Genomic DNA, 22,970 nt, shown 5'->3' with positions numbered 1-22,970 from the left:
CTCCACCACTGACCGAGCCCGTCGAGGGGCTACGCCGTCTCGATGACCATGATCGGATCGGTGGTCGGCTGCTTCGAGCCGCCCTGCGGTTCGACCGTCACGCCGACCTTGTCACCGGCGCTCATGGCGCCGTCGAGGACCCGCCACGTCGTGCCGTTGGCCGCCGAGAAGGTGCCGGCCGAGACCGGGCCGCCTTCCCCGATGTACCAGAGTTCGTAGACCTTGTCTGCCGGCAACGAACCGAGTCCGTCGACGAGCAGCGCCGACTTGCCGAGTTCACCGGACCACACGAGCGTCGCCGTCGCATCGTCCATCGACACCTTCGCGCGCTGGACGTCGGGGGCGGCGTTGATCTCGGCGAGGGCGACCGTCTGAGTCAGCGATCCGCCACCGAAGGTGTTCGCGAGGCCGACGCCGCCGAAGATCAGGCCGATCGCGGCGGCAGCGCCGACGACCATGCCGAGTGTGCCGCGCCGCCAGCGGGAGGCGGCCTTGCGCTCTGCGGCACCGACGACCGGGGCGGCAGGCTGAGCCACGGGGACGGTGGCAGGCGTCTCTCCGAAGCGGGGCTTCGTGAGAGCGGGCTCGGCCGATGGGACGACGGCGGGGGCCAGAGTCGGCTCCGCTGCAACGGCCGTGGCCTGGGTCGGCTCCGCCGCGACGGTCGTGGCCTGGGTCTCGGCAGGCAGCTGCGGCAGATTCTGGATGGCCGCCATCAGGGAGCTCTTGAGCGCTGCCGACGGCTGCACGGGTGGTGCTGCGAGGTCGAGCATGGCGACGGTCTCCTCGAACTCGGCCGCTTCGTCGCGGACCGAGTCGTGTTCGGCGCGAAGGCGGTCGAACCGCTCCTGCTCGCGCGGGGTCAGGGTGTGCAGCGCGTGTCCCGCTGCCAGGTCTGCTGCATCGTCTCGGTCGGTCATGTTCGCACCCCCAATTCGTCTCGAAGTCTGATCATTCCGTCTCGCAATCTCGTCTTCACGGTGCCGATCGGCACCCCGAGGAGATTGGAGATCTCGCTGTGGCTGTATCCGCCGTAGTAGGCGAGCGTGACGGCCTCCCGCTGCAACTCGCTGAGTCTGGTGAACGCCCGCTTGACCCGCTCGTGCTCGATGCGGATCTCGACCGTCTCCTGCACGTCGTCGACGCTGTCGTCGAAGTCGCGGATCCCGATCTTCAGGTCGCGATCCCGGCCGGCCTGAGACGCCCGTACCCGGTCGATCGCCCGACGGTGTGCCATGGTCAACACCCAGGTCGTCGCCGTGCCTTTGCCGGCTTCGAATCTGGCTGCGTTCTGCCACACTTCGAGGAACACCTCCTGGGTGACCTCCTCCGACTGCGCGTGGTCGACGAGCACTCGTTTGATGAGGCCGAGGACGCGCGGAGCGATGTGGTCGTACAGCTCGCTGAAGGCGGTCTGGTCGCCTCCCGCCACCCGGACGAGCAACGCGTCGAGCACGTTCGCCAAGGAGAGCTGCGGGGCAGCGTCGGCTTCGGGTCCCGTGGTCACAAGTCTTAGCTTCTCACGCCCACCGGGAGATTGCCTGACGCTCGGCCGGTGAGGGCTGGGCGTGTACAGTTCGGCGGTCATGCAGAGTATTCGGCACCCGAGCCGGATCCGATTGGCCGAATCGGCGACGGAGGCCACCCCAGTTCCGGTGACAACACGGAGAACGGGCTGCGGCGGGCCGCGGATGATGACCGCCCGGCGCAGTGTCCGCGCCCGGGCAATGAAAGTGCCAGGCCGCAGAAACGCCTCTCGGCGCAAGGCCGCTCGGAGCGGCGATTTTTGGAGCCCGGGGTTACTGCGGCCCGGCTAGAAGAGTGTAGCAAGTGATCCGCTGAAGATATTCCCAGAGCCGGTTCAGGGTGTTCCGCGGTGCTCAGTCCAGTGATTCGGAGCGCCACAGCTTGGCACAGCCGGCGAGTTCGTCGGCGATCGTGCTGAACCGCGCCGCCTTCGTGGTGAGGCGCGCGGCGTCCGACGGGTCGACGGCGTCACGGTCGTCGGCGAGCGCACTGCACCCGACCGCGTTGATCCGGCAGAACGACGCGGCGCGTTCGAGGGCGATGGCGAAGTCACCGACATACAGACCGCGCAGGATCTGGTCGGCGAGCACCGTGATCTCCTCCGGCCCGGTCGGGTCTGCGGCGCCCGCGATGACCGGGTCGACCGTCGGGATGAGTTCGGTGCCGCGCTGGAAGCTGTAGCTCGTCCCAACCGGGTCCTGACGGATGAGGAGGCGGAGCAGGTAGATGCGCCACATCGCTCCTGGCAGGCTGCGCGGACTCGCGTGGGACCAGAGTTCAGCGATCGCGTCGATCCCGTGCTCGTCGGTGTAGTTCACGAGGCGGTCGACGACCGCCGGGTCCGGGTTCTCGCGGACGCGTGCGAGCAGCGCCACCGCCGTCTCGTGTGCGATGCGGGTCTCCTCGGCGGGATCGAGGCCGCCCTGGATCGCTTCGAGCATCGAGGGCGGGAGCTTCGTCGGTCGGTGGAATCCGTCGGTCATGCGTGCTCCTCCCGTGCGCCTGGTGCGCGCACCCGTCTACGGTACCCGCGTTGCACGTCAGCCATTCCCCTGGCGGCCAGCGCGGCTCGGAGCGTCAACGCGGCCCGCCGAAATCTCGTAGAGTAGACGACGTATGGGCCTGTAGCTCAGTTGGCAGAGCATCGGACTTTTAATCCGCGGGTCGTGGGTTCGAGCCCCACCGGGCCCACTTTCAACCTTCCTCGGAGCGTGACGCTGTCGTGTGTGACGCCACCCGCCTTGCGGAGGCGTGTCCTCGCTCCGGGGACGGTCAGTTTGCGCCGGCCGGAATGATCGGGTGACCGGGGTATTCGCGGAACACCAGAGCAGTGCTCACGGCACCGAATCGGCCGACCGCATCGATGACCTGTTCGAGACGTTCGGACGAGGCCGCGTGTGGAGGTCGTCGAAGCCGACGGCGCGCACGTGCTGCACCCGGTCGATGCGGCGCCGCCCAGGCGACGGCGACTGGCGTTGTCCGGTTCCGGGCCACACCGACTGGTCTGGGACCGACCTCGGCGCGACGACTCCGATCGTCTGCGGACGCCTAGCGGCGCACGGCGGGCATGACCACGCCGTCGATGATCGACACGAGGAAGTCCCGCGTGATCGGCTCGCGCAGCATGAGCACCCGATAGCTCACCATCGCCTGGCTCACGAGGGCGAGGGTTTCGACGTCGGCGTCCGCACGGATCTCACCGCGGTCGATGGCGCGCTGGAGGAGGAAGCGGTTGACCGACAGCCTCGGCTCGACGAGGGCCGCATGGACCGAGTCCGAGAGTTCGGGCGCGCTGGAGATCATCGACATGACGCCGGCCATGATCTTCATCTTGCGCTCACCCTCGGCGATGGTCGGCGCCTTGATCAGCGCCACGAGGTCGTCGCGCAAGGAGCCGGTGTCGGGGAGCTTCGAGAAGTCGGGGTCGATCTGCTTCATACAGGCGACCGCGTCGATCACGAGTTCTGACTTGGAGGCCCATCGGCGGTAGAGCGTCGCCTTGCCGGCCTTGGCGCGAGCGGCGACCATGTCGACCGTCATGCCGTCGTAGCCGGTCTCCGAGAGCACTTCGAGCGCGGCGTCGAGGATCTCGGCGTCACGGGTGTGGTCGCGCTTGCGACCGAGCTTCGGGGTATCGAGCTGCGTCATCGCGGCCCACCTCCCTTTCTTCTACGAGACAGCATAGTTCAGGAACTCCAAAGTTCCTGAACTTAGTGGTTCCGAAACTGTCAAGTTCCGTATATGGTGATCCCCATGACTTCGAACACCGCCGCCGGAACCCCGGCAGTCTCCTCACGCCGCTGGTGGACCCTCGTCACCGTCGGCCTCGCCCAGCTCATGGTCGTCCTCGACGCGACCGTGGTGAACATCGCGATGCCAGCAGCGCAGGCCGACCTCGGATTCTCCGACGGCGACCGCCAATGGATCGTCACCGCCTACTCCCTCGCATTCGGCAGCCTGCTCCTCCTGGGTGGCCGTCTCTCCGACCTCATGGGACGCAAGCGCGCCTTCATCATCGGCCTCATCGGCTTCGCGATCGCTTCAGCACTCGGTGGCGCGGCGGACAGCTTCGGACTCCTCGTCGCCGCCCGCGCGTTGCAGGGCGTGTTCGCCGCCCTCCTCGCCCCGACGGCCCTGGCGATGCTCACCACGACGTTCACGGTCCCGAAGGAACGCGCTCGCGCATTCGGCGTGTTCGGCGCGATCGCCGGTGCCGGCGGCGCCGTCGGCCTCCTCCTCGGCGGCTTCCTCACCGAGCAGTTCGACTGGCGCTGGAACCTCTACATCAACGTCTTCATCGCCGTGATCGCCATCATCGGCGCGATCATCTTCGTCACCTCCCCCAAGCGCGTCGGACCGCGCCCGAAGCTCGACGTCCCCGGCACGCTGCTCGTCTCCGCAGCGCTGTTCAGCCTCGTCTACGGCTTCGCGAACGCCGAGACCGAGGGCTGGGACTCCCCGCTCAGCTGGGGCTTCCTCACCGCCGCCGCCGTGCTGCTCGTGACCTTCGTGCTGTGGCAGCGTCGCGCCGCACACCCGCTCCTGCCGCTCTCGATCGTGCTCGACCGCAACCGCGGTGCGGCCTTCCTCTCGGTGATGATCGCCGGGGCCGGCATGTTCGGCATCTTCCTGTTCGTCACCTACTACCTGCAGGCCTCACTCGGCTACTCGCCGCAGCAGACCGGCTTCGCCTTCCTGCCGATGATCGCCATGCTGGTACTCGCCGCTCAGCTCGGCACGAACCTCCTCGTCCCGCGCTTCGGGCCGAAGGTCATGGTGCCGTTCGGGATGACGCTCGGTGCGATCGGCATGCTGCTCCTCACCCGGCTCGACCTCGACAGCAGCTACGTCGCGAACGTACTCCCCGCACTCATGGTGCTCGGGTTCGCGATGGGCTCGATCATGCCCGCCTCGATGCAGACCGCCACGCTCGGCGTGGACCGGGCGTTCGCCGGAGTGGCGTCGGCGACGGTCAACACCAGTCAGCAGGTCGGTGGATCCATCGGCGTCGCGCTGCTCAACACCCTCGCGGCGAGCGCCGCGACCGCCTACGTCACCGACAACGCACCGGCGACGCCGGCAGTGCTCGCCGAAGCCGCGATCCGCAGCTATCAGACCGCGTACGTCTGGGGCGCCGGGTTCTTCGCACTCGGCGCGATCCTGGCCGCGCTGCTCTTCCGCCGCCGCGGTCAGGGGCTCTCCCTGCACCACGCGCCGGAGGAGCCTGCGGCGGAGCCGGTGCTCGCGCACTAGGCGTATCGGGCGAACGAGGCCTCGCAACAGCTGGCCCGGTTCTCCCGAGTCGACGTCAGCCCTTCGGCATCCTCCTCAGCGGGGATGCCGGAGGGTTCGTCGTCTGCTCAGGATGAGACGGTGTCGCCGCCGCGGAGGATCGATGTCATCTTCTTCCCGGCGGCGACCTCGTCCACGATCTTGTCGAGCTGGCGGACCTGCTTCATGAGGGGATCCTCGATCTCTTCGACGCGGATGCCACAGATGCGCCCGGTGATCAACGAGGCGTTGGGGTTCATCGCGGGTGCCTGCCCAAAGAAGGTCTCGAAGTCGGTGCCGTCGGCGAGGATGCGTTCGAGCGCGGCCGCGTCGTAGCCGGTGAGCCACGAGATCACGTGGTCGACCTCAGCTTTCGTGTGGCCCTTGCGCTCGGCTTTGGCGACGTAGTGCGGGTACACACTCGCGAAACTCGTCGTGAAGATGCGATGTCCTGCCATGGGAGACAGTTTCGCACGCGACCCCGATCCCGCGCAGGGGTTCCGCACTGTCTGCTCCTCCCGCCGGACGGCCATCGGACCGCCGAGCGCCGAGCGCTCACCCGCAGAGCGCGACGTCTTCGATGGCCTCCCGGGAGACGATGCGGTATCCACCGGGTCCAACAGTGCCCGACCCTGGCTCGACGCCCAAGGTCACCTCATAGGGGAAACGCACCACGTCTGTCTGGCGCTTCAGCGTGAAGCCGTCGTCCCGAGCGACCGTGCGACCCGATTCGTCTTCGCACAGGGACACCACCATCACCGTGCCGTCGGCGCGCGGGCGCGCGTCGAGTCGGAGGAGCGTCATCGAGTCGGCCGTGACCGCTCCCGTGGCGCGCATGCCGAGAGCGACGTAGAACGACTCGAGGCTTTCGGTCTCCGCTGCGAGGAGTGCGGGCGAGACGAACGAGGCGAGACGTTCTCCCCCTACCCCACCCTCGCTCTCGATGAGGTTGCGCATCGCAAGGTACTCGCCATACACCGCCGACGCCACGGTCAGTGCCTCCTGTTCGTCGGCGAACAGTGGCTCCACGGTCGCCGTCGCTTGCGGAACCGGAGCTGGTGGCGCCGAGCATCCGACGGTCACGCCGAGGCTCAGTGCGGTGAGTGCGAGACCGGCGACGGCCCGCCTCAGCATCCGACGCTCTTCCTGCCGGGCGTGCACGGTTTGTCCACGCCGACCGTGGAGTTCCGGAGCACCGTGATCTCGTGCGGCGTCGTGGCCGGGATGCTGAGCGTGCCGACGACAGGGATCCACTCGCCACCGCCGACGCGGTACTCGGCGGCGTATTCGACCTCGGCTGTGATCGTCTTCGGGCCGGGTTGCGTGTACCGGTGACTGGTCGCGGTCTTCGTGAACTCGGCGACGCCGAGCGACGCCCACGATGCACCGCCTGCGGCACTCGAACCGGTCGAGCCGTCGCCGTAGTCGAACGCGAACCCGATCGGGATGAAGTTCACCTCGGCGGGCGCGCCGAGCAGGGTGCCCGACCTGACGTGTCCCGAAGCACTCGCGATCACGTTCGTGTGCAGCTTCACGAGCCCCCAATCGGCCGGTTCCGTGGCGACCGTCGGGGCGTCAGGGGCGAAACTCGCCACGTCGCGAACGGTCACCGACAGGGTCGTCCCGAGGTCACCGACGCTCTTCGGCGGTGGCGACACGACGTAGCAGTCGAGCGCCGTCCGTTTCGTGCCGCAGACGGCGTACTCCCCGCCTGGCCCGATGTTCGAACCGGGCGACCCGTCACCGCCGATCGCCCAGTCGGGATGCGGCTGCCACGCTCCTCCATCATCGCCGCCACCGACGCCTCCGGAGCCCGGACGCTCCTCGCTGCCGCCGAGATCGACGGTGCCGTTGCCGACGCAGGCACCTGAGAAGTCACCGAGACTCGAGCAGGATTGAGCGATTGCAGGTCCGCCGACGACCAGGCAGCCGAGCACCACGCCTGCGAACAGCCCTGCTGCGGCTCCTCTCGCAACCGACCGCTTCATGCGCAGTCCCCCCTCTGCTTGTCGCGTGCGTGCACGATGATGGTGTCGGCTCCCTCAGGGAGCGCGAAGTCGACGACCCAAGACGACCGGGCTGGCCGCCCCTCACTGACACGCGAAGCCCCGTCCGGACCAAGCACATCGACGCTGGAGATGTTGACGCAGATGCCAGCTCGCGCGACGACACCGATCGAGTCGGGCATCCGGAACCACTGCGTCACCACGACGCTTTCAACCACCGGTGCGCCCGTCACCCTCAATTCGTCGCGAGCCACCTCCGCGTACGCCTCTCGCTCGAGTTCAGCGAGACCCGGCGAAGCCAGGTCATCGATCCGCTCGGGATGCACCCCGCCCTCCGTCAGGATGAGCGTCGAACGGCTCTGGAACGCCTCGTACGCCTCCGTGACCGCGGCGAGCGCCTCCTCCTCTGTCTCGAAGACCGGCTTCGCCGTCGTCGAAGGCGGCGGCGACGGGGGTGAGCTGGTGCAGGCGGTGAGCACGGCGAGCATGAGGAGAGGCACGGCTGGCAGGAGCCAGCGGGAGCGTGGAGTGGGCATGCCTTCGACGCTAGGTGGCGCTACGGCCCTGAAATGGGTTATCCACAATGCAGATATACCTCGCCCGATCCCCCACTCGTCGTCCATCGCTCGGGGGACGACGAGCGTCAGTGCCTCTGCCTACGCTTGCCGTATGACGAGTCCAGAGCAGCTGCCGCAGACACCGCCGACCTCCACGTTCGACCATGCGCTCCGCGCGGCCCCGGCCTGGTGGCGCGGTGCCGTCGCGATCCTGCTCCTGGTGGTCGGATTCCTCGCGCTCTCCCTCGTCTTCGGTCTGCTCGCCGTCGTCGTCGACCTCGCTCTCGGAACCACCTCCTTGCAGGACCTGGCGAACGGCGTGGTCACCCTGACCCCGGCGACCATGCTCGCGAACAACCTGTCGCTCGCCGCACTGATCCCCGCATCGATGCTCATCCAGTGGGCCGTCTTCGGCGTCCGGCCCCGCTGGTTGTCCTCCGTCACCGGTGGCTTCCGCTGGCGGTGGATGGGGCGGCTCGCACTCATCATCGTGCCGGTGTGGATCGTGTACGTGGGCGGCTCGCTCCTCCTCTCCCCGCTCGAACCGATCGTCGTCGACGGCACGATGATCGCGATGCTGGCGATCGTCATCCTCACGACACCGCTGCAGTCGGCGGGCGAGGAGTACGGCGCCAGAGGCCTCATCCAGCGTTCGGTCGGCTCCTGGTTCCGCAGCCCGCTTGCGGCGTTCGTCGTGGGCACGATCGTGTCGGGAGCGGTCTTCGCGTCCGTGCACTTCGCCGGCGACCCCTGGCTCATCGCGTACTACTTCGTGTTCGGCGCCTCCATGTCACTCGCGGCCCGCGGCACCGGAGGCCTGGAAGCACCCGTCCTCATCCACGCGACGAACAACGTCCTCCTCCTCGTCCCCACCGCCCTCATGGCGCAGACCGACCAGGTGTTCGAGCGTGGCGACGGAGCCGGCGGGCCGTTCATGCTCCTGCCCATGGCACTGTGCGTCGCTGCAGCGCTCGTGAGCACCTGGTGGGGCCGACGCAACGGTGTCGTCGCCACGGCGCCGCTGCCGCCCACGCGGGTAGGCCGTCGTCCCAGTGCTCCACAGGCGTGGCCCGGAGACCAACCGTCCGTAGAACAGCCGACCGTGTCGTGGCCGGATCAGCGGCAACCGGTCGACCCGACGGCCACGGAGCCGCCACCCGCTACGCCGGTGCCGCCGCAGGCTCCACCGCGATGACGCGCCCGCCGGTCAGCCGCATGAGTTCCTCGAACGTCGTCGGGAACACGGTGTGCGCATGCCCGGCGGCGGCCCAGACCACGGGATAGGCGGCGAGGGCCTCGTCAACGTAGGTTCGGATCGGCGTCGGGTGTCCGATCGGCGCGACACCGCCGATCACCTGGCCGGTCGCGGCCTTCACGACCTCGGCGTCAGCCCGTTTGAGCCGACCACCGAGCTGCTCACCGACGTACGCCGTGTCCACCCGGTGGGCGCCGCTCGTCATGATGAGCGTCGGCTCACCATCGAGCGTGAAGACGAGCGAGTTCGCGATCGCGCCGACCTCGATGCCGAGCGCTTCTGCGGCGAGTGCGGCGGTCCGGGCCGCGTCGTCGAGCCAGGTCACCTCGCCGGACGCCCCGCGCTCGCGGAGCGCCGACTCGACGATGGTCACGGCCGGGTGTGTTCGCTCAGTCATCTCCCCATGCTGCCGCATCACACCGGCGGAAGGCGAGTGGCGGACCTCAGTCGTTCAGCGGTACGAGCGTCACGGGGAGACCCGCCTCGCGCAGTCGCGTGACGACCTCCGCGTCGGCACCGTCGTCGGTGAGGAGCGCATCGAACGCACCGAGCCCGGCGATCCGGCCCAACTGCCTCGCTCCGAGCTTCGACGCATCGGCAACGACGACGACGCGCTCAGCGGCCTGCACCATCCGCGCCTTGACCTCTGCCTCCGGCAGGTTCACGTTCGTGACACCGTGCTCGGCATCCACACCGTTGCACCCGATGAACGCGAGGTCGGTGTGGATCTGAGCCAGCACGGAACCCGCCAGCGGGTCGACGAGCGAGTGCTGCAGCGGTCGGAGCGATCCACCGGTGACGATGACCGAGAACCGTGGGATCTCGGACTCGAGCTCGAGGGCGATGGTCAGGCCGTTGGTCACCACCACGACATCGGTGAGCTCACGCCGCGCCTTGAGAGCCCGGGCGAGTGCGAGCCCTGTGCTACCGACGTCGACGATGACGCTCTGGCCGGAGCGCACCATCGCTGCCGCCGCCTCACCGATCCGCTGCTTCGCGTGCGCGGACGTCGCCGTCGCGAGCTCGATCGGCGACTCGACGACGCCGCGCCCCTGCACCGGCATCGCGCCGCCGTGCACGCGCACCGCGTCGCCCTGTTCCACGAGCGTGTCGAGGTCGATGCGTGCCGTCACCCGCGACACCCCGAAGTCGTCGGAGATCTCGGCCACCCGGACGAATCCGCGCTCGTCGAGCAGCTCGCGGATACGATCGCGACGCAGCGGCGCCGGCAGTTGCGTCGACTCGAGTTCAGACATGGATGAATCTTCGCTGACTTGCCTATACTTTTCAAGGCGAAACGTTGTACATTTCCTTTCGACAACCCCGACAGAGGATTCCCATGCCCCATCTCGACGACAGCTTCGTCATCGACCCGGCGATCGCGAGCTCGACGCAGCGTCTCGCCGACGGTCGCGAACTGATCTACTTCGACGACGTCGACACGACACTCCCCGCGACGCGCCTGCCCGACGCACGCGTCCTCGACGCCCGACCGGCGACCGCTTCGATGCGCCAGGATCCGCTGACCGGCGAGTGGATCTCCATTGCCGCGGCCCGCCAGAACCGCGTGATGCTGCCGCCGGCGAACCTCGATCCGCTCGCGCCGGCCAGCCCGACGAACCCCTCGGAGATCCCCGACCAGTACGACGTCGCGGTGTTCGAGAACAAGTCGCCCTCCTTCGGGCCACTGCTCGAAGACGACAACGCTCCTGCGGACCTCGCCGACCTGCAGTCCGTCGGCATCGGCCGTACCCGCACCTCGGTCGGTCGCTGCGAGGTCGTGAGCTTCAGCCCCTCAAGCACCGGCTCGTTCGGCTCGCTGTCGCGCACCCGTGCCCGGACGGTCATCGAGGCCTGGGCGCGACGCACGCACGCGCTCTCGCAGATCGACTCGATCCAGCAGGTGTTCCCGTTCGAGAACCGCGGCGAGCAGATCGGCGTCACCCTGCACCATCCGCACGGGCAGATCTACTCCTACCCCTACGTGACACCGCGCACCCAGCGTCTCATCGCGGCGAGCGAGGCGTATGGGCCCGGGCTCTTCGCCGACATCCTCGCAGCCGAGCAGGCCGACGAGCGGGTCGTCATCGCCGGTGAGCACTGGACGGCCTTCGTGCCGTTCGCGGCCCGCTGGCCCATCGAGGTGCACGTGCTCCCCCACCGTCATGTGCCCGACTTCGCCGCCACCTCGCTCGAGGAACGCGATGAGCTCGCCGGCCTGTACCTCCGGCTGCTCCGCGGCGTCGACGCCCTGTACGACACCCCCACGCCGTACATCGCCGCCTGGCACCAGGCGCCGACGCGCGTGCACCGCGACGAACTGCGCCTGCACCTGCAGCTGACCTCGCCCCGACGCGGCGCAGACCGCCTGAAGTATCTGGCCGGATCCGAAGCCGCGATGGGTGCTTGGATCGGTGACGTCCCACCCGAAGCCACAGCCACCGCCCTGCGTGCGGCGATCGCCGCAGCCGACGAGGAGAACCCCGTATGACCGATCTTCAGCACTCCGCCACGCGCGGCTTCCAGGAGGCGTTCGGCAGCGAACCGCACGGCCTGTGGTCGGCGCCCGGCCGCGTGAACATCATCGGCGAGCACACTGACTACAACGACGGTTTCGTGTTCCCGATGGCGATCGACCGTCGCACCGTCGCCGCCGTACGTCGGCGCGAAGACGACCGCATCCGCGTGTCGAGCAGCTTCGCGCCCGGCATCGTCGAGGGTGTCGTCGGCTCGCTCGACCCCGGCGACCTCAGCGGTTGGTCCGCCTACCCGCTCGGCGTTGTGTGGGCGCTCGGCCAGTTCGGTGCGCCGCTGAGCGAGCTGTCGGGTGTCGACATCTTCATCGACTCCGACGTGCCGGTCGGTGCAGGACTGTCGTCATCAGCAGCGATCGAGTCCTCGGTCGCCGTCGCCCTCAACGAGATCTGGCACCTCGACCACGACCGCAAGACCCTCGCGAAGATCGGACAGCTCGCCGAGAACCGCGCCGTCGGTGCTCCGACCGGGATCATGGACCAGTCGGCGTCGCTGCTGGGGCGTCGCGACTGCGGCGTCTTCCTCGACTGCCGGTCGCTCGACACCGAACTCATCCCCCTCGGCTTCGAGGAGCACGACCTCGAGCTCCTCGTGATCGACACCAGGGTGGAGCACGCGCACGTGTCCGGTGGATACGCGGCGCGCCGGGCATCCTGCGAGGCCGGGGCTGCAGCACTCGGCGCGTCGTCGCTGCGCGATCTCGACGTCGACGACCTCGTGCGCGCGCGCGAGCTGCTCGACGACGAGACCTTCCGTCGTGTGCGGCACGTGGTGACCGAGAATCAGCGAGTGCTCGACACGGTGCGGACCCTGCGCGAGCACGGTCCGACCGCGATCGGTGAGCTGCTGCTCGCCTCGCATGCGTCGATGCGCGACGACTTCGAGATCTCGGTCCCAGAGCTCGACCTCGCCGTCGAGGCGTCGATGTCGGCTGGCGCGATCGGCGCCCGCATGACCGGCGGTGGCTTCGGTGGTGCGGCGATCGCGCTCGTCCCGGTGGCGGCGGCGCAGTCGGTCGCGGACGCGGTCACCGCAGCGTTCGCCGCGGCGTCCTTCACCCCTCCGTCCATCTTCCCCGTGCGCCCAGCCTCCGGAGCCGCAAGAGAGTCCTGACCCATCCCCCTCCCTCCCTGCTCGCGAGGGGTCCCAAATGGCTGGAGAATCAAGCCCACTGACCGCCATTTGGGACCCCTCGCGAGCAGGCTGTGGGGAACTTCGGCGAGAAGATCGGACTCACGGCACGCTGAGGGGATGGCAGTCCCCGAACCGTTGCCCCCTGCACTGAGCAACCGAGCGTTCAGGGCGCGAGAGGCGCACACACTCGGTGTCACCAGGGCACGTCTCCGTGCGCAGGACCTCCGACATCCGCACCACGGCGTGCAGGTCGCCCATGACGCGGAGACGCCACGGGACCGAGCGCTCGCATACGCGCCGCTCCTCCTGCCGGGTCAGTTCTACAGCCATACGTTCGCAGCAACGCTCTGGGGACTTCCTCTCCCGTTGCCACTGGAGAACGGTCCGATCCATGTGTCCGCGGCGGCGCCGCAACGAGCTCCCAAGGGTGCCGGCATCGTCGGTCACAAACTGGACGGCTCACACTGGGAGACCGTCGAGCTCGGACGGGTCCCCGTTTCCACCGTCGTCGACGTGTGGTGCCAGCTCGGCAGTCTGCTGTCGGTCGGTCAACTCGTCGTCGTCGGGGATGCACTGGTGCGACGACAGCTTCCGCTCGCAACGATGCAACAGCTCGTCCGCGGGCTCGCTCGCATGAACGGACGACGCGGCGCGAAACGTCTTAGGGCGGCGTTCTCGGCGATCCGTCCGCGAACGGACTCTCCACAGGAAACACGGCTTCGACGCTTGCTCGTCGAGGCGGGGCTTCCTGAGCCCGAGGTCAACCGCGCCATCTTCGACGAGACGGGCACGTTTCTGGCGCTCGGTGATCTGGTCTATCCCGATCACCAGGTGCTCGTCGAGTATGACGGTGCCGTCCACTTCGCGACGGAAGGTCAGGCGTTCAGAGACATCGACCGCCTGGACGGTCTGATGGCCGCCGGTTGGCGAGTCATCCGCGTCAACCGATCCCACCTGGCCACGCCGTCGCTCATCGCCAACCGTGTCGCCCAAGCCCTTCACTCGCGAGGGGGCCCGAATGGCTAGCGGTACGCCGTGCGCACCAGCCATTTGGGACCCCTCGCGGGCAGGGGGTTACGAGGTGGGGGTGGCCATTCTGACGACGTTGGCCAGCAGGCCGACTCTCGTCATGGGGCCGACTCCGCCGGGGTTGGGGCTCATCCAGGAGGCGACCTCGGCGACGTCGGGGGCGACGTCGCCGACCACCCGGGACTTGCCCGTCTCGGGGTCGACCTCGCGGCTCACACCGACGTCGAGGACGATGACGCCGGGCTTCACGGCATCGCGCTTCACGATGCCGGGCACGCCGGCAGCGGCGACGATGACGTCTGCCGTGCGCAGGATGTCGTCGAGACCGACGGTACCCGTGTGGGTCAACGTCACGGTGGCGTTGTACTCACGCCGGGTGAGCAGCGGACCGATCGCGCGACCGACGGTAACACCGCGACCGACGACGACGACGTGCTTCCCAGCCCAGGAGATGCCGTGACGTTCCACGAGCTCGATGACGCCCTTCGGCGTGCACGGGAGCGGCGTGTGGATGGGGCGGTTGACGTTCAGCACCAGACGACCGAGGTTCGTCGGGTGGAGGCCGTCCGCGTCCTTCTCCGGATCGATGCGCTCCAGGATCGCGTCGGTGTCGATGTGCTTCGGCAACGGCAGCTGGACGATGTAGCCCGTGCAGCTGTCATCGGCGTTCAGCTCGTCGAGGACGGCCTCGAGCTCCTCCTGCGAGATGGTCTCGGGGAGGTCGCGACGGATCGACTCCATGCCCACCTCGGCGCAGTCGCGGTGCTTGCCCGCGACGTACCACTGGGAGCCGGGGTCTTCGCCCACGAGGACGGTGCCGAGCCCGACCGAGATGCCGCGCTCCTTGAGCGCGGCCACCTCGATCGCGAGCTCTGCTTTGATGGCGGCGGCCGTCGCCTTGCCGTCGAGGATCTGTGCGGTCATGCGCCCGCGCCTTACTGCTGGAGGCCGGGGTAGAGCGGGAAGCGCTCGGCGAGCGCCGTGACACGCTCACGCAGCGCACCGGTCTCGGCACCCTTCCGGAGAGCGAGCGCGATGATGTCGGCGACCTCGGCGAACTCGACGTCGCCGAAGCCGCGCGTCGCGAGCGCCGGCGTACCGATGCGGAGACCGGAGGTGACCATCGGCGGGCGCGGGTCGAACGGAACCGAGTTGCGGTTGACCGTGATGCCCACCTCGTGGAGGACGTCCTCCGCCTGCTGACCGTCGAGCTCCGAGGTGCGGAGGTCGGCGAGCACGAGGTGGACGTCGGTGCCACCCGTGAGGACGTCGATGCCGGCGGCCTTCGACGCGTCAGAGGTGAGGGCATCGGCAAGAAGGCTGGCACCGCGGAGCGTGCGCTCCTGGCGGTCCTTGAACTCAGGCGTCGCGGCGAGCTTGAACGCGGTCGCCTTCGCAGCGATCACGTGCATGAGGGGGCCACCCTGCTGGCCGGGGAACACGTTCGAGTTGAGCTTCTTGGCGAGCTCCATGTCGCGGCTCACGATGAAGCCGGAGCGCGGGCCGCCGATGGTCTTGTGCACGGTGGAGGACACGACGTCGGCGAACGGGACGGGCGAGGGGTGGACACCCGCGGCGACGAGGCCGGCGAAGTGCGCCATGTCGACCCAGAGCTTCGCACCCACCTCGTCGGCGATGGCACGGAACGCAGCGAAGTCGAGCTGACGCGGGTAGGCGGACCAACCGGCGATGATGACCTGCGGCTTGTGTTCGAGCGCCTTGTCGCGGACGACGTCCATGTCGACGAGGAAGGTCTCGGGGTCGACGCCGTAGGAGACGGCGTTGTAGAGCTTGCCGGAGAAGTTGAGCTTCATGCCGTGCGTGAGGTGGCCGCCGTGGGCGAGCTCGAGACCGAGGATCGTGTCGCCGGGCGTGGCGATGGCGGAGAGGACCGCCGCGTTGGCCGTGGCACCGGAGTGCGGCTGGACGTTCGCGTACTCGGCGCCGAAGAGGCTCTTCGCGCGCTCGATGGCGAGCGACTCGGCGATGTCGACGAACTCGCAGCCACCGTAGTACCGACGGCCCGGGTAGCCCTCGGCGTACTTGTTGGTGAGGACGCTGCCCTGCGACTGCAGGACGGAGACGGGCACGAAGTTCTCACTCGCGATCATCTCGAGCGTGTTGCGCTGGCGACCGAGCTCCTGCTCGAGGACCGCTGCGATCTCGGGATCGACCTCGGAGAGTGGCGCGTTGAAGGTGTCGGACAAGACTGGCTCCCTTTTGTGACAGAACGGATGTCGGTGATATGCCGTTTCGGCCCAGGCGTGCGGCCGAAATCCGCCCTTGTCTTCAAGGTGCAGGGTCGCTCCCCGATGGTGAACCATCTGAGGCGGAGCAGGACTCCGTCTATACGCCAGTTGCGACTGCTAGCAGCATAGCAATGCGACGAGGTTGTCGCACCGTCCTGAACGCACGATCGGAAGCCGCGGACGGCGGTGTGACAAGATGGATGCACGCTTGTTAGCACGCCGAACAAACCCGTTCGTGCTGCTCCGGAGGATCCCCCGACGACGTAAGGAACCGCGCATGAGCCTCGTCCCCCGCCCTGTGTCACAGATCGGCGATCCGGCGGCCGCGCCGTTCCGGCTGACGACGGACACCGTCGTCGTGACGGAGGCGGTCACCGAGACGACCGCCGACATCCTCGCGACAGCGCTGCGCGCATCGACCGGTTTCGCGTTGCCGGTCGGAACGGACGACGACGCACCGCGGATCCGGCTCAGCCTCGACAGCACCCTCTCCTCGACGGGCGGCGCCTATCGACTGCGCGTCACCGAGGACGCCGTCGACATCGTCGGCACCGACCTCGACGGCGTCTGGAACGGCACCCAGACCCTCCGCCAGCTCCTCCCTGCCGCGAACTGGTCGACGGAGCCGGTCACGCAGGACTGGACGATCGCCGCGACCGTCATCGAGGACGCACCGCGCTTCGCGTACCGCGGCGCGATGCTCGATGTCGCCAGACACTTCTTCACCGTCGGACAGGTCGAGCGGTTCATCGACCAGCTCGCGAGCCTCAAGATCAACCATCTGCACCTGCACTTGAGCGACGATCAGGGATGGCGGATCGAGGTCGACGGCTGGCCGGAGCTGACGCGGATCGGTGCGAGCAGCGCTGTCGGTGGCGGTGCCGGCGGCTTCTACACGGCGAACGACTACCGCGCGATCGTCGACTACGCGGCCGACCGTCGGATCACGATCGTCCCCGAGATCGACGTCCCTGGCCACACGAACGCCGCGCTCTCCGCCTACCCGGAGCTGAACGCGGACGGCGTCGCACGCGAGCCGTACACGGGCACGGAGGTGGGCTTCTCGAGCCTCGACATCCGAGGCGACGCCACCTACCGCTTCCTCGACGACGTCTTCACGCAGCTGGCCGCCATGACACCCGGCCCCTACCTCCACCTTGGTGGTGACGAATGCCTCTCGACACCGACCGAGGACTTCCTCCTGTTCGCGCGACGTGCCTCGGAGATCGTCGCGGCGACGGGCAAGACCGTCGTCGCGTGGCACGAGTTCGGAGCATCTCCCGACCTCGCTCCCGGCACGGTCGGCCAGTACTGGAACTACGTGTGCCCCGAGGCCGGCCACGCCGAGAAGCTCCAGTCGTTCGTGCGTCAGGGCGGGCGCGTCATCATGTCTCCAGCCGATGCCGCGTACCTCGACATGCAGTACCCCGGGATCGAAGCGCCCGGTCTCGCGTGGGCCGACGGTCCGACGAGCATTGAACGCTCCGCCTCCTGGGAACCGACCGTGATGGTCGACGGCGTCGGCGAGACCGACATCCTCGGCGTGGAGGCTCCGCTCTGGACGGAGACGGTCGATCGGACCGAGACGCTCGAGTTCCTGGTCTTCCCCCGCATCGCGTCGGTGGCCGAGATCGGCTGGTCGCCGCGGCGCCCGCTCGACTGGCAGGACTTCCGTTCCCGGCTCGCGGGCGTCGCCGAGGGGTGGACGGCGGCCGGCATCGCCTTCCACCGGTCCCCCGAGGTCCCCTGGTTCGACTGACCTCAGCATGGCCGGCGCGGGGAAGCGGCGGGGAGTGGTGCCCGCCCCCGGGCACCACTCCCGGCCTGTCGACGGGTTCGCACGTCGGCGCCCCCTCCCGTCGAGATCTGCAGCGTTCCGGGTCCGCTGCTTCGATGCACGCGGCCGTGAAGCGTGCGTCGTGGCCGTCCACCGGGTGGGCGGCCCAGCCGTGTCCCCTTCGGGTGGGAACCGTGCTGCTCATGCTGAGAGAGTCGAGGCCGAACGGTTCATGACGCGACTTCCACGTCGAGTTTGAGAAATTCTGGTGGGCGAGATCGTGTCCTCCTTTCGGAGGATGCGTGGGAGAATTCTGGAACCGGCGTCATGATCCGTCCCCACCCGACTCTCTTCGGACGGGCAAGGCGCCCAGCAACGCGTACTGTGCAGACGGAGGCATCATGAGCCTGGACGTGACCCCGAGGTCATCGCTCGCCGAACGCTCGGACTCCGAGCTCATCGATGGAACGCGAGCGGGGTCTCAGAGCGCCTATGCCGAGCTCTGGCGGCGCCACGCGAGCGCTGGTCGCACCGTCGCACGCTCGGTCACGTCGAGCATCGATCCCGACGACCTCGTCTCAGAGTCGTTCGCGCGCATCTACCAGGCGGTCGCTCGCGGCAAGGGACCGACCGGCGCCTTCCGGCCCTACCTCTTCACCACGATCCGCAACACGGCGGCCGCATGGGGGCGTGCCCGACGCGAGACGTCGCTCGACACCCTCGACTCCTTCGAGGATCCGGACACCAACGAGGCCTCGTCGATGGAAGCGCTCGACCGCAGTCTGAGCGCCCGCGCGTTCCGCAGCCTGCCGACGCGCTGGCAGGAGGTGCTCTGGTACACCGAGATCGAGGGCATGACGCCGGCGGATGTGGCGCCGCTGCTCGGGATGAAGGCGAACTCCGTCTCCGCGCTCGCCTACCGCGCGCGGGAGGGCCTTCGCGAGGCGTGGATCCAAGCGCACCTGCAGTCCGTGGACGACGACTCGGAGCACGCGTTCACGATCAGCCGACTGGGCGCGTACGCCCGGGGGAATCTCGCGGCCCGTGACACCGCGAAGCTCGAGGCCCACCTCGATGTGTGCCAGCGCTGCACGATCGTCGCGGCAGAGGCGAAGGACGTCGGCTCGCGGATGGCGCTGGTCCTCCTGCCGCTCGTGGCCGGCTCGGCGGGCGCCGCCGGGTACACCGCGTGGTTGCAGGCGAGCGGACATGCGACGGCGACCGCAGTGGCGATGCCCGCGAGCGTGACCGGCAGCACCGTCCTCGCCGGACACATCGGAGCCCACGCCTCGGGAGCGCATGCAGCGAGCGCAGTGCTGCCTGACGCAGCCACGCATCTCGGCGCACACGCGGTCGGTGCGACGACACTGGGTGCACACGTCGGTGGCGGCCACGCGGCCAGCGGCGGCGCACTCGCCGGGGTCGGGACGGCCGGGGCCTCCGTCTCCGGTGGGCTCGCCGGGGCCGGCTCGAGCGGCGGCACGGCGGGTGCGGGTGCGGGTGCGGGTGCGGGTGCGACCGTAGCCGCGGCGGGCACCGCCGCAGGCGTCGCGACGGCCGGCTTGTCCGGCGGCATCATCGCGGCGATCGTCACGGGTGTCGTCATTGCAGGTACGGCCGCAGCCCTCGTCGTCGGACCGATGGTGTTCCCGCAGTCGCCCGATGCGGGCACCTCCGCCGTCGCCGAGGACACCGCGCCCGCCGGTCCGGCGCCGATGCCTCCGAGCGCCGGTCCGACAACGCCGGGCTCGCGTCCGACTCCGACCCCCACTGCGCCGGCGCCGGCGCCCGCCCCTGCTCCCGTCGCCGACCAGGAGGGCGCGAGCGAGAGCGTCGACTCCTCCGCACCCGCGTCGGATCCCGTTCCCACGACGCCCGCGACCCCACCGGTGGTCCCGACGCCGAAACCCACCGAGCCGACGGGCCCCGTCGACCCCAACGGCCCGAACACGACCCCGTCCGTCCCCGTCGTCTCGAGCACCGACACGGGCGACGGCAGATTCTGGCCGATCCTCACCGGCACGGCGCCCGCAGGAGCGACGATCGACATCCTGGACTCGAACGGCAGGGTCGTCGCCAGCACGACGGCGGTCCCTGCGCCCGCGGCACGGACGACGACCGTCGCACCCGGCACCTGGTCCACTGGGCCGATCGAGCTGTCGCAGGCCGGCGCGTTCACCTTCACCGTGCAGCAGACTCTGGCCGGAGTGGTGACGACGGCTGCTGCTCCCGTCACCGGGACCGTGGGTTCGCCGGTGGTCCGCGGGCTGTCCCGCTTCCTCGGCATCTGGTACCTGGATCGTGGCGACCAGTTGACCGTCACCGGCGTCCCGGGAGCGACCGTGCGCGCCTCCCTCGACGACGGGCCGGAACAGCTCGTGACGATCGGTGACACCGGGCGGTCTGCGCCGATCGAGGGCGCCGACGAGCTCGGCACCCACGTCATCCGTGTCTCGTACGCCGACCCCGCCGACCCGACCCGCGGGGGCCCGACAGCAAAGGTCTCGTTCATCTCGCTCGGGGCGTCGAACGCTGAGGCGCCAGTGGACCCGACGACGTCGACGACGCCCGCTGAGGAGGACCCGGGAACCGCCGATCAGCCGGACGCCACGACACCGCCGGCCGAGCCTGCGGACACCTCCGTGCCGGAGTCTCCAGCGCCCACCGTGCCCGCTGACGAGCAACCCGCCCTGCCCGAGGAACCGGTGTCCGGCAGCGACACCCCGACCGCCGTCCCGGAGGAGCCGTCCCAGACCGATCCGCCGATCGACCAGACCACTCCGGCAGCAGCACCCACGCCGTGAAGCGTCATGGGTCGGCCGCGCTCCGTCAGCCGATCGTCCGCTTGCGGGTCCGCAACACGTCGGTCGCGAGGAGCAGTGTCGCAACCACGGCGAGCACCACGTAGACCCAGGGCAGCACTCCGAGGCCGATCTGCGCGAGGAGCAGTGCACCGAGGGCCGAACCGCCGCCGATGCCCGCGTTGAACGCCGTCGTGTAGAACGCGTTGGCGGTGTCGCGGATCCGTGGGCTCGCCGCGTGCAGCAACCGTGTCTGCATGAGCGGCGGGAGCATCCCGAAGGCCGTCCCCCAGAGGAAGAACGCGACGAGGGCGCCCGGCAGCCACGCGGCGGTCAGCGCGAGGGCGCTCACCATGGCGGCCGAGACGGTCAGTGCCACGAACAGCCCCGTCGTCGCTCGTTTCGCGAACACGCTCCCGGTCAGCAGGAGGCCGAGCGCTCCGGCGACACCGTAGACGAGGAGCAGGATGCTCAGCTGTCCGGAGGGGATGCCGACCTCGCCGATGAGGAACGGTGCGATGTAGGTGTAGAACGAGTAGTGCCCCACCATGATGACGCCGACGGCGATGCAGACGATGGCGACGGGCACGATGGTGCGGTCGCGCCCGACGGCCGCTGCAGCGTGGGCGTGCGATTCCTCGCGCGCCACGGGAGGCAGCTTCCACCACACGACGAGTGCTCCGAGGAGCATCGCGACCGCCAGGACCCCGAAGGCGAGACGCCACCCGAGGGCGTGCCCGAGCGCGGTGCTGAGCGGGACACCGAGGACGAAAGCGAGCGTTCCGCCGGCGATCGTCACGGACACGGCTCTGGCGAGCTGCTCCTTGGGGACGAGGTGACCGGCGTAGGCACCGACGACGGCCCAGAACACGCCGTGGGCGAGCCCGCCGAGCACACGCGTCGCGACGAGCAGTTCGTAGTTCGGGGCGAGTGCGCCGAGGCCGGTGCTGATGCCGAGCAGGGCGATGACCGCGACGAGGAGCGCGTGGCGGGGCACCCGTCTGGTGAGGTGGATGAGCGTGGTGCTGGAGACCACGACGGTGAACGCGAAGACGCTCACCAGGAGGCCGATCTGCGACTCGGTCACCCCGAGCGACTCGCTCATCTCGGGGAGGAGACCGGTCGGGATCATCTCGCCGGTCACCGAGAGGAAGGTCCCCGCGGCCAGCGCGATCAGCCCGACCCACGGGAACGGCGGTAGCGCGGCACTCGGCGGGGTGCGGTCCGGGGAGGAAGGATCGATGGCGCGCTCTGAGGAGGCGTGAGAAGAGGTCATCGGATTGCTCCAACGATGGCGTTCACTCGTCGGCGTGCTTGGCGGGCGAGTTCGTCTACGCGCTGATGTGCGCGCCCAGGGCCGTCCGACATCCGGCGACCGCCGACGAGTCTACCCGGCGCTCGTCGGCGGCGTGGGTCCGGTCCCGGTAATCTGGGGCGGTGACGAACACGACCGACTCCGATTCCACCGACCAGCCCGTGCACCCCGTCCACTGGGTGCTCACGATCCGCTGCGAGGACCGTCCCGGGATCGTGCACGCCGTGAGCGGCGCGATCGTCGAAGCCGCCGGCAACATCACCGAGAGCCAGCAGTTCTCGAGCGACGACACCGGCCGGTTCTTCATGCGGCTTCAGGTCGAGGCTGCCGTCAGCCGCGAACGGTTCGAGGCGGCCATCGCCCCGGTCGTCGAACGCTACGAGCTCGAGTGGCGTCTTGACGTCGTCGGTCGTCCGCTCCGAACGCTCGTGCTGGCCTCCACCGCCGCCCACTGCGTCAACGACCTCCTGTTCCGCCAGCGCGCCGGGCAGCTGTCGGTCGAGATCCCCCTCGTCCTCAGCAACCACGGTTCGCTGCGCGACCTCGCAGCGTTCTACGGCGTCCCGTTCGAGTCGCTGCCGGTCACGGATGCGACCTCGAAGGCGGCGTTCGAGGCCCGCGTGCTCGCCGCCGTCGAGGAGCACGACATCGAGCTCGTCGTGCTCGCCCGGTACATGCAGATCCTCTCGCCCGAGCTCTGCGAACGTCTCGCCGGCCGGGCGATCAACATCCACCACTCCTTCCTCCCCGGTTTCAAAGGCGCGAACCCGTACAAGCAGGCCCACGCACGTGGTGTGAAGCTCATCGGCGCCACGGCGCACTTCGTCACGAGCGACCTCGATGAGGGGCCGATCATCGAGCAGAACGTCGTCCGCGTCGATCACTCACGCTCGCCGAGCGAGCTCGTCGCGATCGGTCAGGACGAAGAGAGCCGCACCCTCACCCAGGCCGTGAAGTGGTTCTCCGAGGACCGCATCCTCCTCGACGGAGCACGCACGATCATCTTCCGTTGAG

21 protein-coding genes, 1 tRNA gene and 1 riboswitch are annotated in these 22,970 nt (G+C 69.0%); of the genes, 9 read left to right on the top strand and 13 right to left on the bottom strand.

Annotated elements, in window-relative coordinates:
- Window positions 1-29: 29 nt before the first annotated feature.
- The 3 genes from KXS11_RS01690 to KXS11_RS01680 form a co-directional block, all read right to left on the bottom strand.
- Window positions 30-920, bottom strand: coding sequence for an anti-sigma factor domain-containing protein (locus KXS11_RS01690; protein WP_437383712.1), 891 nt, complete (start codon window positions 918-920; stop codon window positions 30-32).
- The gene (gene sigK / locus KXS11_RS01685; RefSeq protein WP_437383711.1) at window positions 917-1,507 is read right to left on the bottom strand and encodes an ECF RNA polymerase sigma factor SigK; all 591 of its coding nucleotides are present in this window, start codon (window positions 1,505-1,507) and stop codon (window positions 917-919) included. Before sigK ends, KXS11_RS01690 begins: the two co-directional genes overlap by 4 nt.
- Before the next feature lie 373 nt (window positions 1,508-1,880).
- Window positions 1,881-2,510 carry a DNA-directed RNA polymerase subunit beta gene (locus tag KXS11_RS01680; RefSeq protein WP_437383710.1) on the bottom strand — a complete coding sequence of 210 codons (630 nt, stop codon included), beginning with the start codon at window positions 2,508-2,510 and terminating at the stop codon, window positions 1,881-1,883.
- A 135-nt stretch (window positions 2,511-2,645) separates the two neighbouring features.
- Here KXS11_RS01680 and KXS11_RS01675 point away from each other — a divergent pair.
- A tRNA-Lys gene (locus KXS11_RS01675) sits at window positions 2,646-2,718 on the top strand.
- Window positions 2,719-3,075: 357 nt separating this feature from the next.
- Here KXS11_RS01675 and KXS11_RS01670 read toward each other — a convergent pair.
- Window positions 3,076-3,675 carry a TetR/AcrR family transcriptional regulator gene (locus tag KXS11_RS01670; protein ID WP_437383709.1) on the bottom strand — a complete coding sequence of 200 codons (600 nt, stop codon included), beginning with the start codon at window positions 3,673-3,675 and terminating at the stop codon, window positions 3,076-3,078.
- A 105-nt stretch (window positions 3,676-3,780) separates the two neighbouring features.
- Between KXS11_RS01670 and KXS11_RS01665 the strand changes: the two genes are divergently transcribed.
- Window positions 3,781-5,280, top strand: a complete 1,500-nt coding sequence (locus KXS11_RS01665) for an MFS transporter (RefSeq protein WP_437383708.1) — start codon at window positions 3,781-3,783, stop codon at window positions 5,278-5,280.
- A 107-nt stretch (window positions 5,281-5,387) separates the two neighbouring features.
- On the opposite strand, the gene KXS11_RS01660 is transcribed toward KXS11_RS01665, so the two are convergent.
- The 4 genes from KXS11_RS01660 to KXS11_RS01645 form a co-directional block, all read right to left on the bottom strand.
- Window positions 5,388-5,756, bottom strand: coding sequence for a DUF2200 domain-containing protein (locus KXS11_RS01660; protein WP_437383707.1), 369 nt, complete (start codon window positions 5,754-5,756; stop codon window positions 5,388-5,390).
- A gap of 97 nt (window positions 5,757-5,853) precedes the next feature.
- Window positions 5,854-6,432 (bottom strand): hypothetical protein, encoded by a 579-nt coding sequence (locus KXS11_RS01655; RefSeq protein ID WP_437383706.1) that lies wholly within the window; start codon window positions 6,430-6,432, stop codon window positions 5,854-5,856.
- Complete coding sequence (locus tag KXS11_RS01650; protein ID WP_437383705.1) at window positions 6,426-7,286, bottom strand: hypothetical protein; 861 nt, start codon at window positions 7,284-7,286, stop codon at window positions 6,426-6,428. The genes KXS11_RS01655 and KXS11_RS01650 overlap by 7 nt, the downstream gene beginning before the upstream one ends.
- Window positions 7,283-7,792 (bottom strand): hypothetical protein, encoded by a 510-nt coding sequence (locus KXS11_RS01645; RefSeq protein ID WP_437383704.1) that lies wholly within the window; start codon window positions 7,790-7,792, stop codon window positions 7,283-7,285. The genes KXS11_RS01650 and KXS11_RS01645 overlap by 4 nt, the downstream gene beginning before the upstream one ends.
- Window positions 7,793-7,973: 181 nt before the next feature.
- On the opposite strand from KXS11_RS01645, the gene KXS11_RS01640 reads away from it, so the two are divergent.
- Window positions 7,974-9,056, top strand: a complete 1,083-nt coding sequence (locus tag KXS11_RS01640; RefSeq protein ID WP_437383703.1) for a CPBP family intramembrane glutamic endopeptidase — start codon at window positions 7,974-7,976, stop codon at window positions 9,054-9,056.
- On the opposite strand, the gene KXS11_RS01635 is transcribed toward KXS11_RS01640, so the two are convergent.
- Together KXS11_RS01635 and KXS11_RS01630 are read right to left on the bottom strand one after the other, a co-directional pair.
- Window positions 9,022-9,513 carry a YbaK/EbsC family protein gene (locus KXS11_RS01635; RefSeq protein WP_437383702.1) on the bottom strand — a complete coding sequence of 164 codons (492 nt, stop codon included), beginning with the start codon at window positions 9,511-9,513 and terminating at the stop codon, window positions 9,022-9,024. The two genes, KXS11_RS01640 and KXS11_RS01635, sit on opposite strands and share 35 nt — an antisense overlap.
- A 46-nt stretch (window positions 9,514-9,559) precedes the next feature.
- The gene (locus KXS11_RS01630; RefSeq protein WP_437383701.1) at window positions 9,560-10,372 is read right to left on the bottom strand and encodes a DeoR/GlpR family DNA-binding transcription regulator; all 813 of its coding nucleotides are present in this window, start codon (window positions 10,370-10,372) and stop codon (window positions 9,560-9,562) included.
- A gap of 83 nt (window positions 10,373-10,455) precedes the next feature.
- Between KXS11_RS01630 and galT the strand changes: the two genes are divergently transcribed.
- From galT to KXS11_RS01615, 3 genes are all read left to right on the top strand, one after another.
- Complete coding sequence (gene galT, locus KXS11_RS01625; protein ID WP_437383700.1) at window positions 10,456-11,607, top strand: galactose-1-phosphate uridylyltransferase; 1,152 nt, start codon at window positions 10,456-10,458, stop codon at window positions 11,605-11,607.
- Complete coding sequence (gene galK / locus KXS11_RS01620; protein WP_437383699.1) at window positions 11,604-12,764, top strand: galactokinase; 1,161 nt, start codon at window positions 11,604-11,606, stop codon at window positions 12,762-12,764. Before galT ends, galK begins: the two co-directional genes overlap by 4 nt.
- Window positions 12,765-12,902: 138 nt before the next feature.
- The gene (locus tag KXS11_RS01615) at window positions 12,903-13,811 is read left to right on the top strand and encodes a hypothetical protein (RefSeq protein WP_437383698.1); all 909 of its coding nucleotides are present in this window, start codon (window positions 12,903-12,905) and stop codon (window positions 13,809-13,811) included.
- Between the two features lie 48 nt (window positions 13,812-13,859).
- Here the strand turns inward: KXS11_RS01615 and KXS11_RS01610 are convergent, their stop codons facing one another.
- Together KXS11_RS01610 and glyA are read right to left on the bottom strand one after the other, a co-directional pair.
- Window positions 13,860-14,738 carry a bifunctional methylenetetrahydrofolate dehydrogenase/methenyltetrahydrofolate cyclohydrolase gene (locus KXS11_RS01610; protein WP_437383697.1) on the bottom strand — a complete coding sequence of 293 codons (879 nt, stop codon included), beginning with the start codon at window positions 14,736-14,738 and terminating at the stop codon, window positions 13,860-13,862.
- An 11-nt stretch (window positions 14,739-14,749) separates the two neighbouring features.
- Window positions 14,750-16,021: a serine hydroxymethyltransferase gene (gene glyA, locus KXS11_RS01605; protein WP_437383696.1), complete on the bottom strand. Its 1,272-nt coding sequence runs from the start codon at window positions 16,019-16,021 to the stop codon at window positions 14,750-14,752.
- A gap of 42 nt (window positions 16,022-16,063) precedes the next feature.
- A riboswitch (ZMP/ZTP riboswitch) is annotated at window positions 16,064-16,183 on the bottom strand.
- A gap of 157 nt (window positions 16,184-16,340) precedes the next feature.
- Between glyA and KXS11_RS01600 the strand changes: the two genes are divergently transcribed.
- Complete coding sequence (locus tag KXS11_RS01600) at window positions 16,341-17,822, top strand: beta-N-acetylhexosaminidase (RefSeq protein WP_437383695.1); 1,482 nt, start codon at window positions 16,341-16,343, stop codon at window positions 17,820-17,822.
- A gap of 419 nt (window positions 17,823-18,241) precedes the next feature.
- The gene (locus KXS11_RS01595; RefSeq protein WP_437383694.1) at window positions 18,242-20,644 is read left to right on the top strand and encodes a sigma-70 family RNA polymerase sigma factor; all 2,403 of its coding nucleotides are present in this window, start codon (window positions 18,242-18,244) and stop codon (window positions 20,642-20,644) included.
- Between the two features lie 25 nt (window positions 20,645-20,669).
- Here KXS11_RS01595 and KXS11_RS01590 read toward each other — a convergent pair whose 3' ends face one another.
- A complete protein-coding gene (locus tag KXS11_RS01590) occupies window positions 20,670-21,917 on the bottom strand; it encodes an MFS transporter (protein WP_437383693.1) in 1,248 nt (415 codons plus the stop codon).
- 200 nt (window positions 21,918-22,117) lie between these two features.
- Here KXS11_RS01590 and purU point away from each other — a divergent pair, with 200 nt between their 5' ends.
- Window positions 22,118-22,969, top strand: coding sequence for a formyltetrahydrofolate deformylase (gene purU, locus KXS11_RS01585; RefSeq protein WP_437384127.1), 852 nt, complete (start codon window positions 22,118-22,120; stop codon window positions 22,967-22,969).
- The last annotated feature ends 1 nt before the right edge of the window (window position 22,970 follow it).

Source organism: Plantibacter flavus (assembly GCF_051487245.1).
Classification (GTDB): Bacteria; Actinomycetota; Actinomycetes; order Actinomycetales; family Microbacteriaceae; genus Plantibacter; species Plantibacter flavus_B.
Note: the sequence above shows the minus strand (reverse complement) of the source record. Positions and strands in the feature narration are given on the sequence as shown.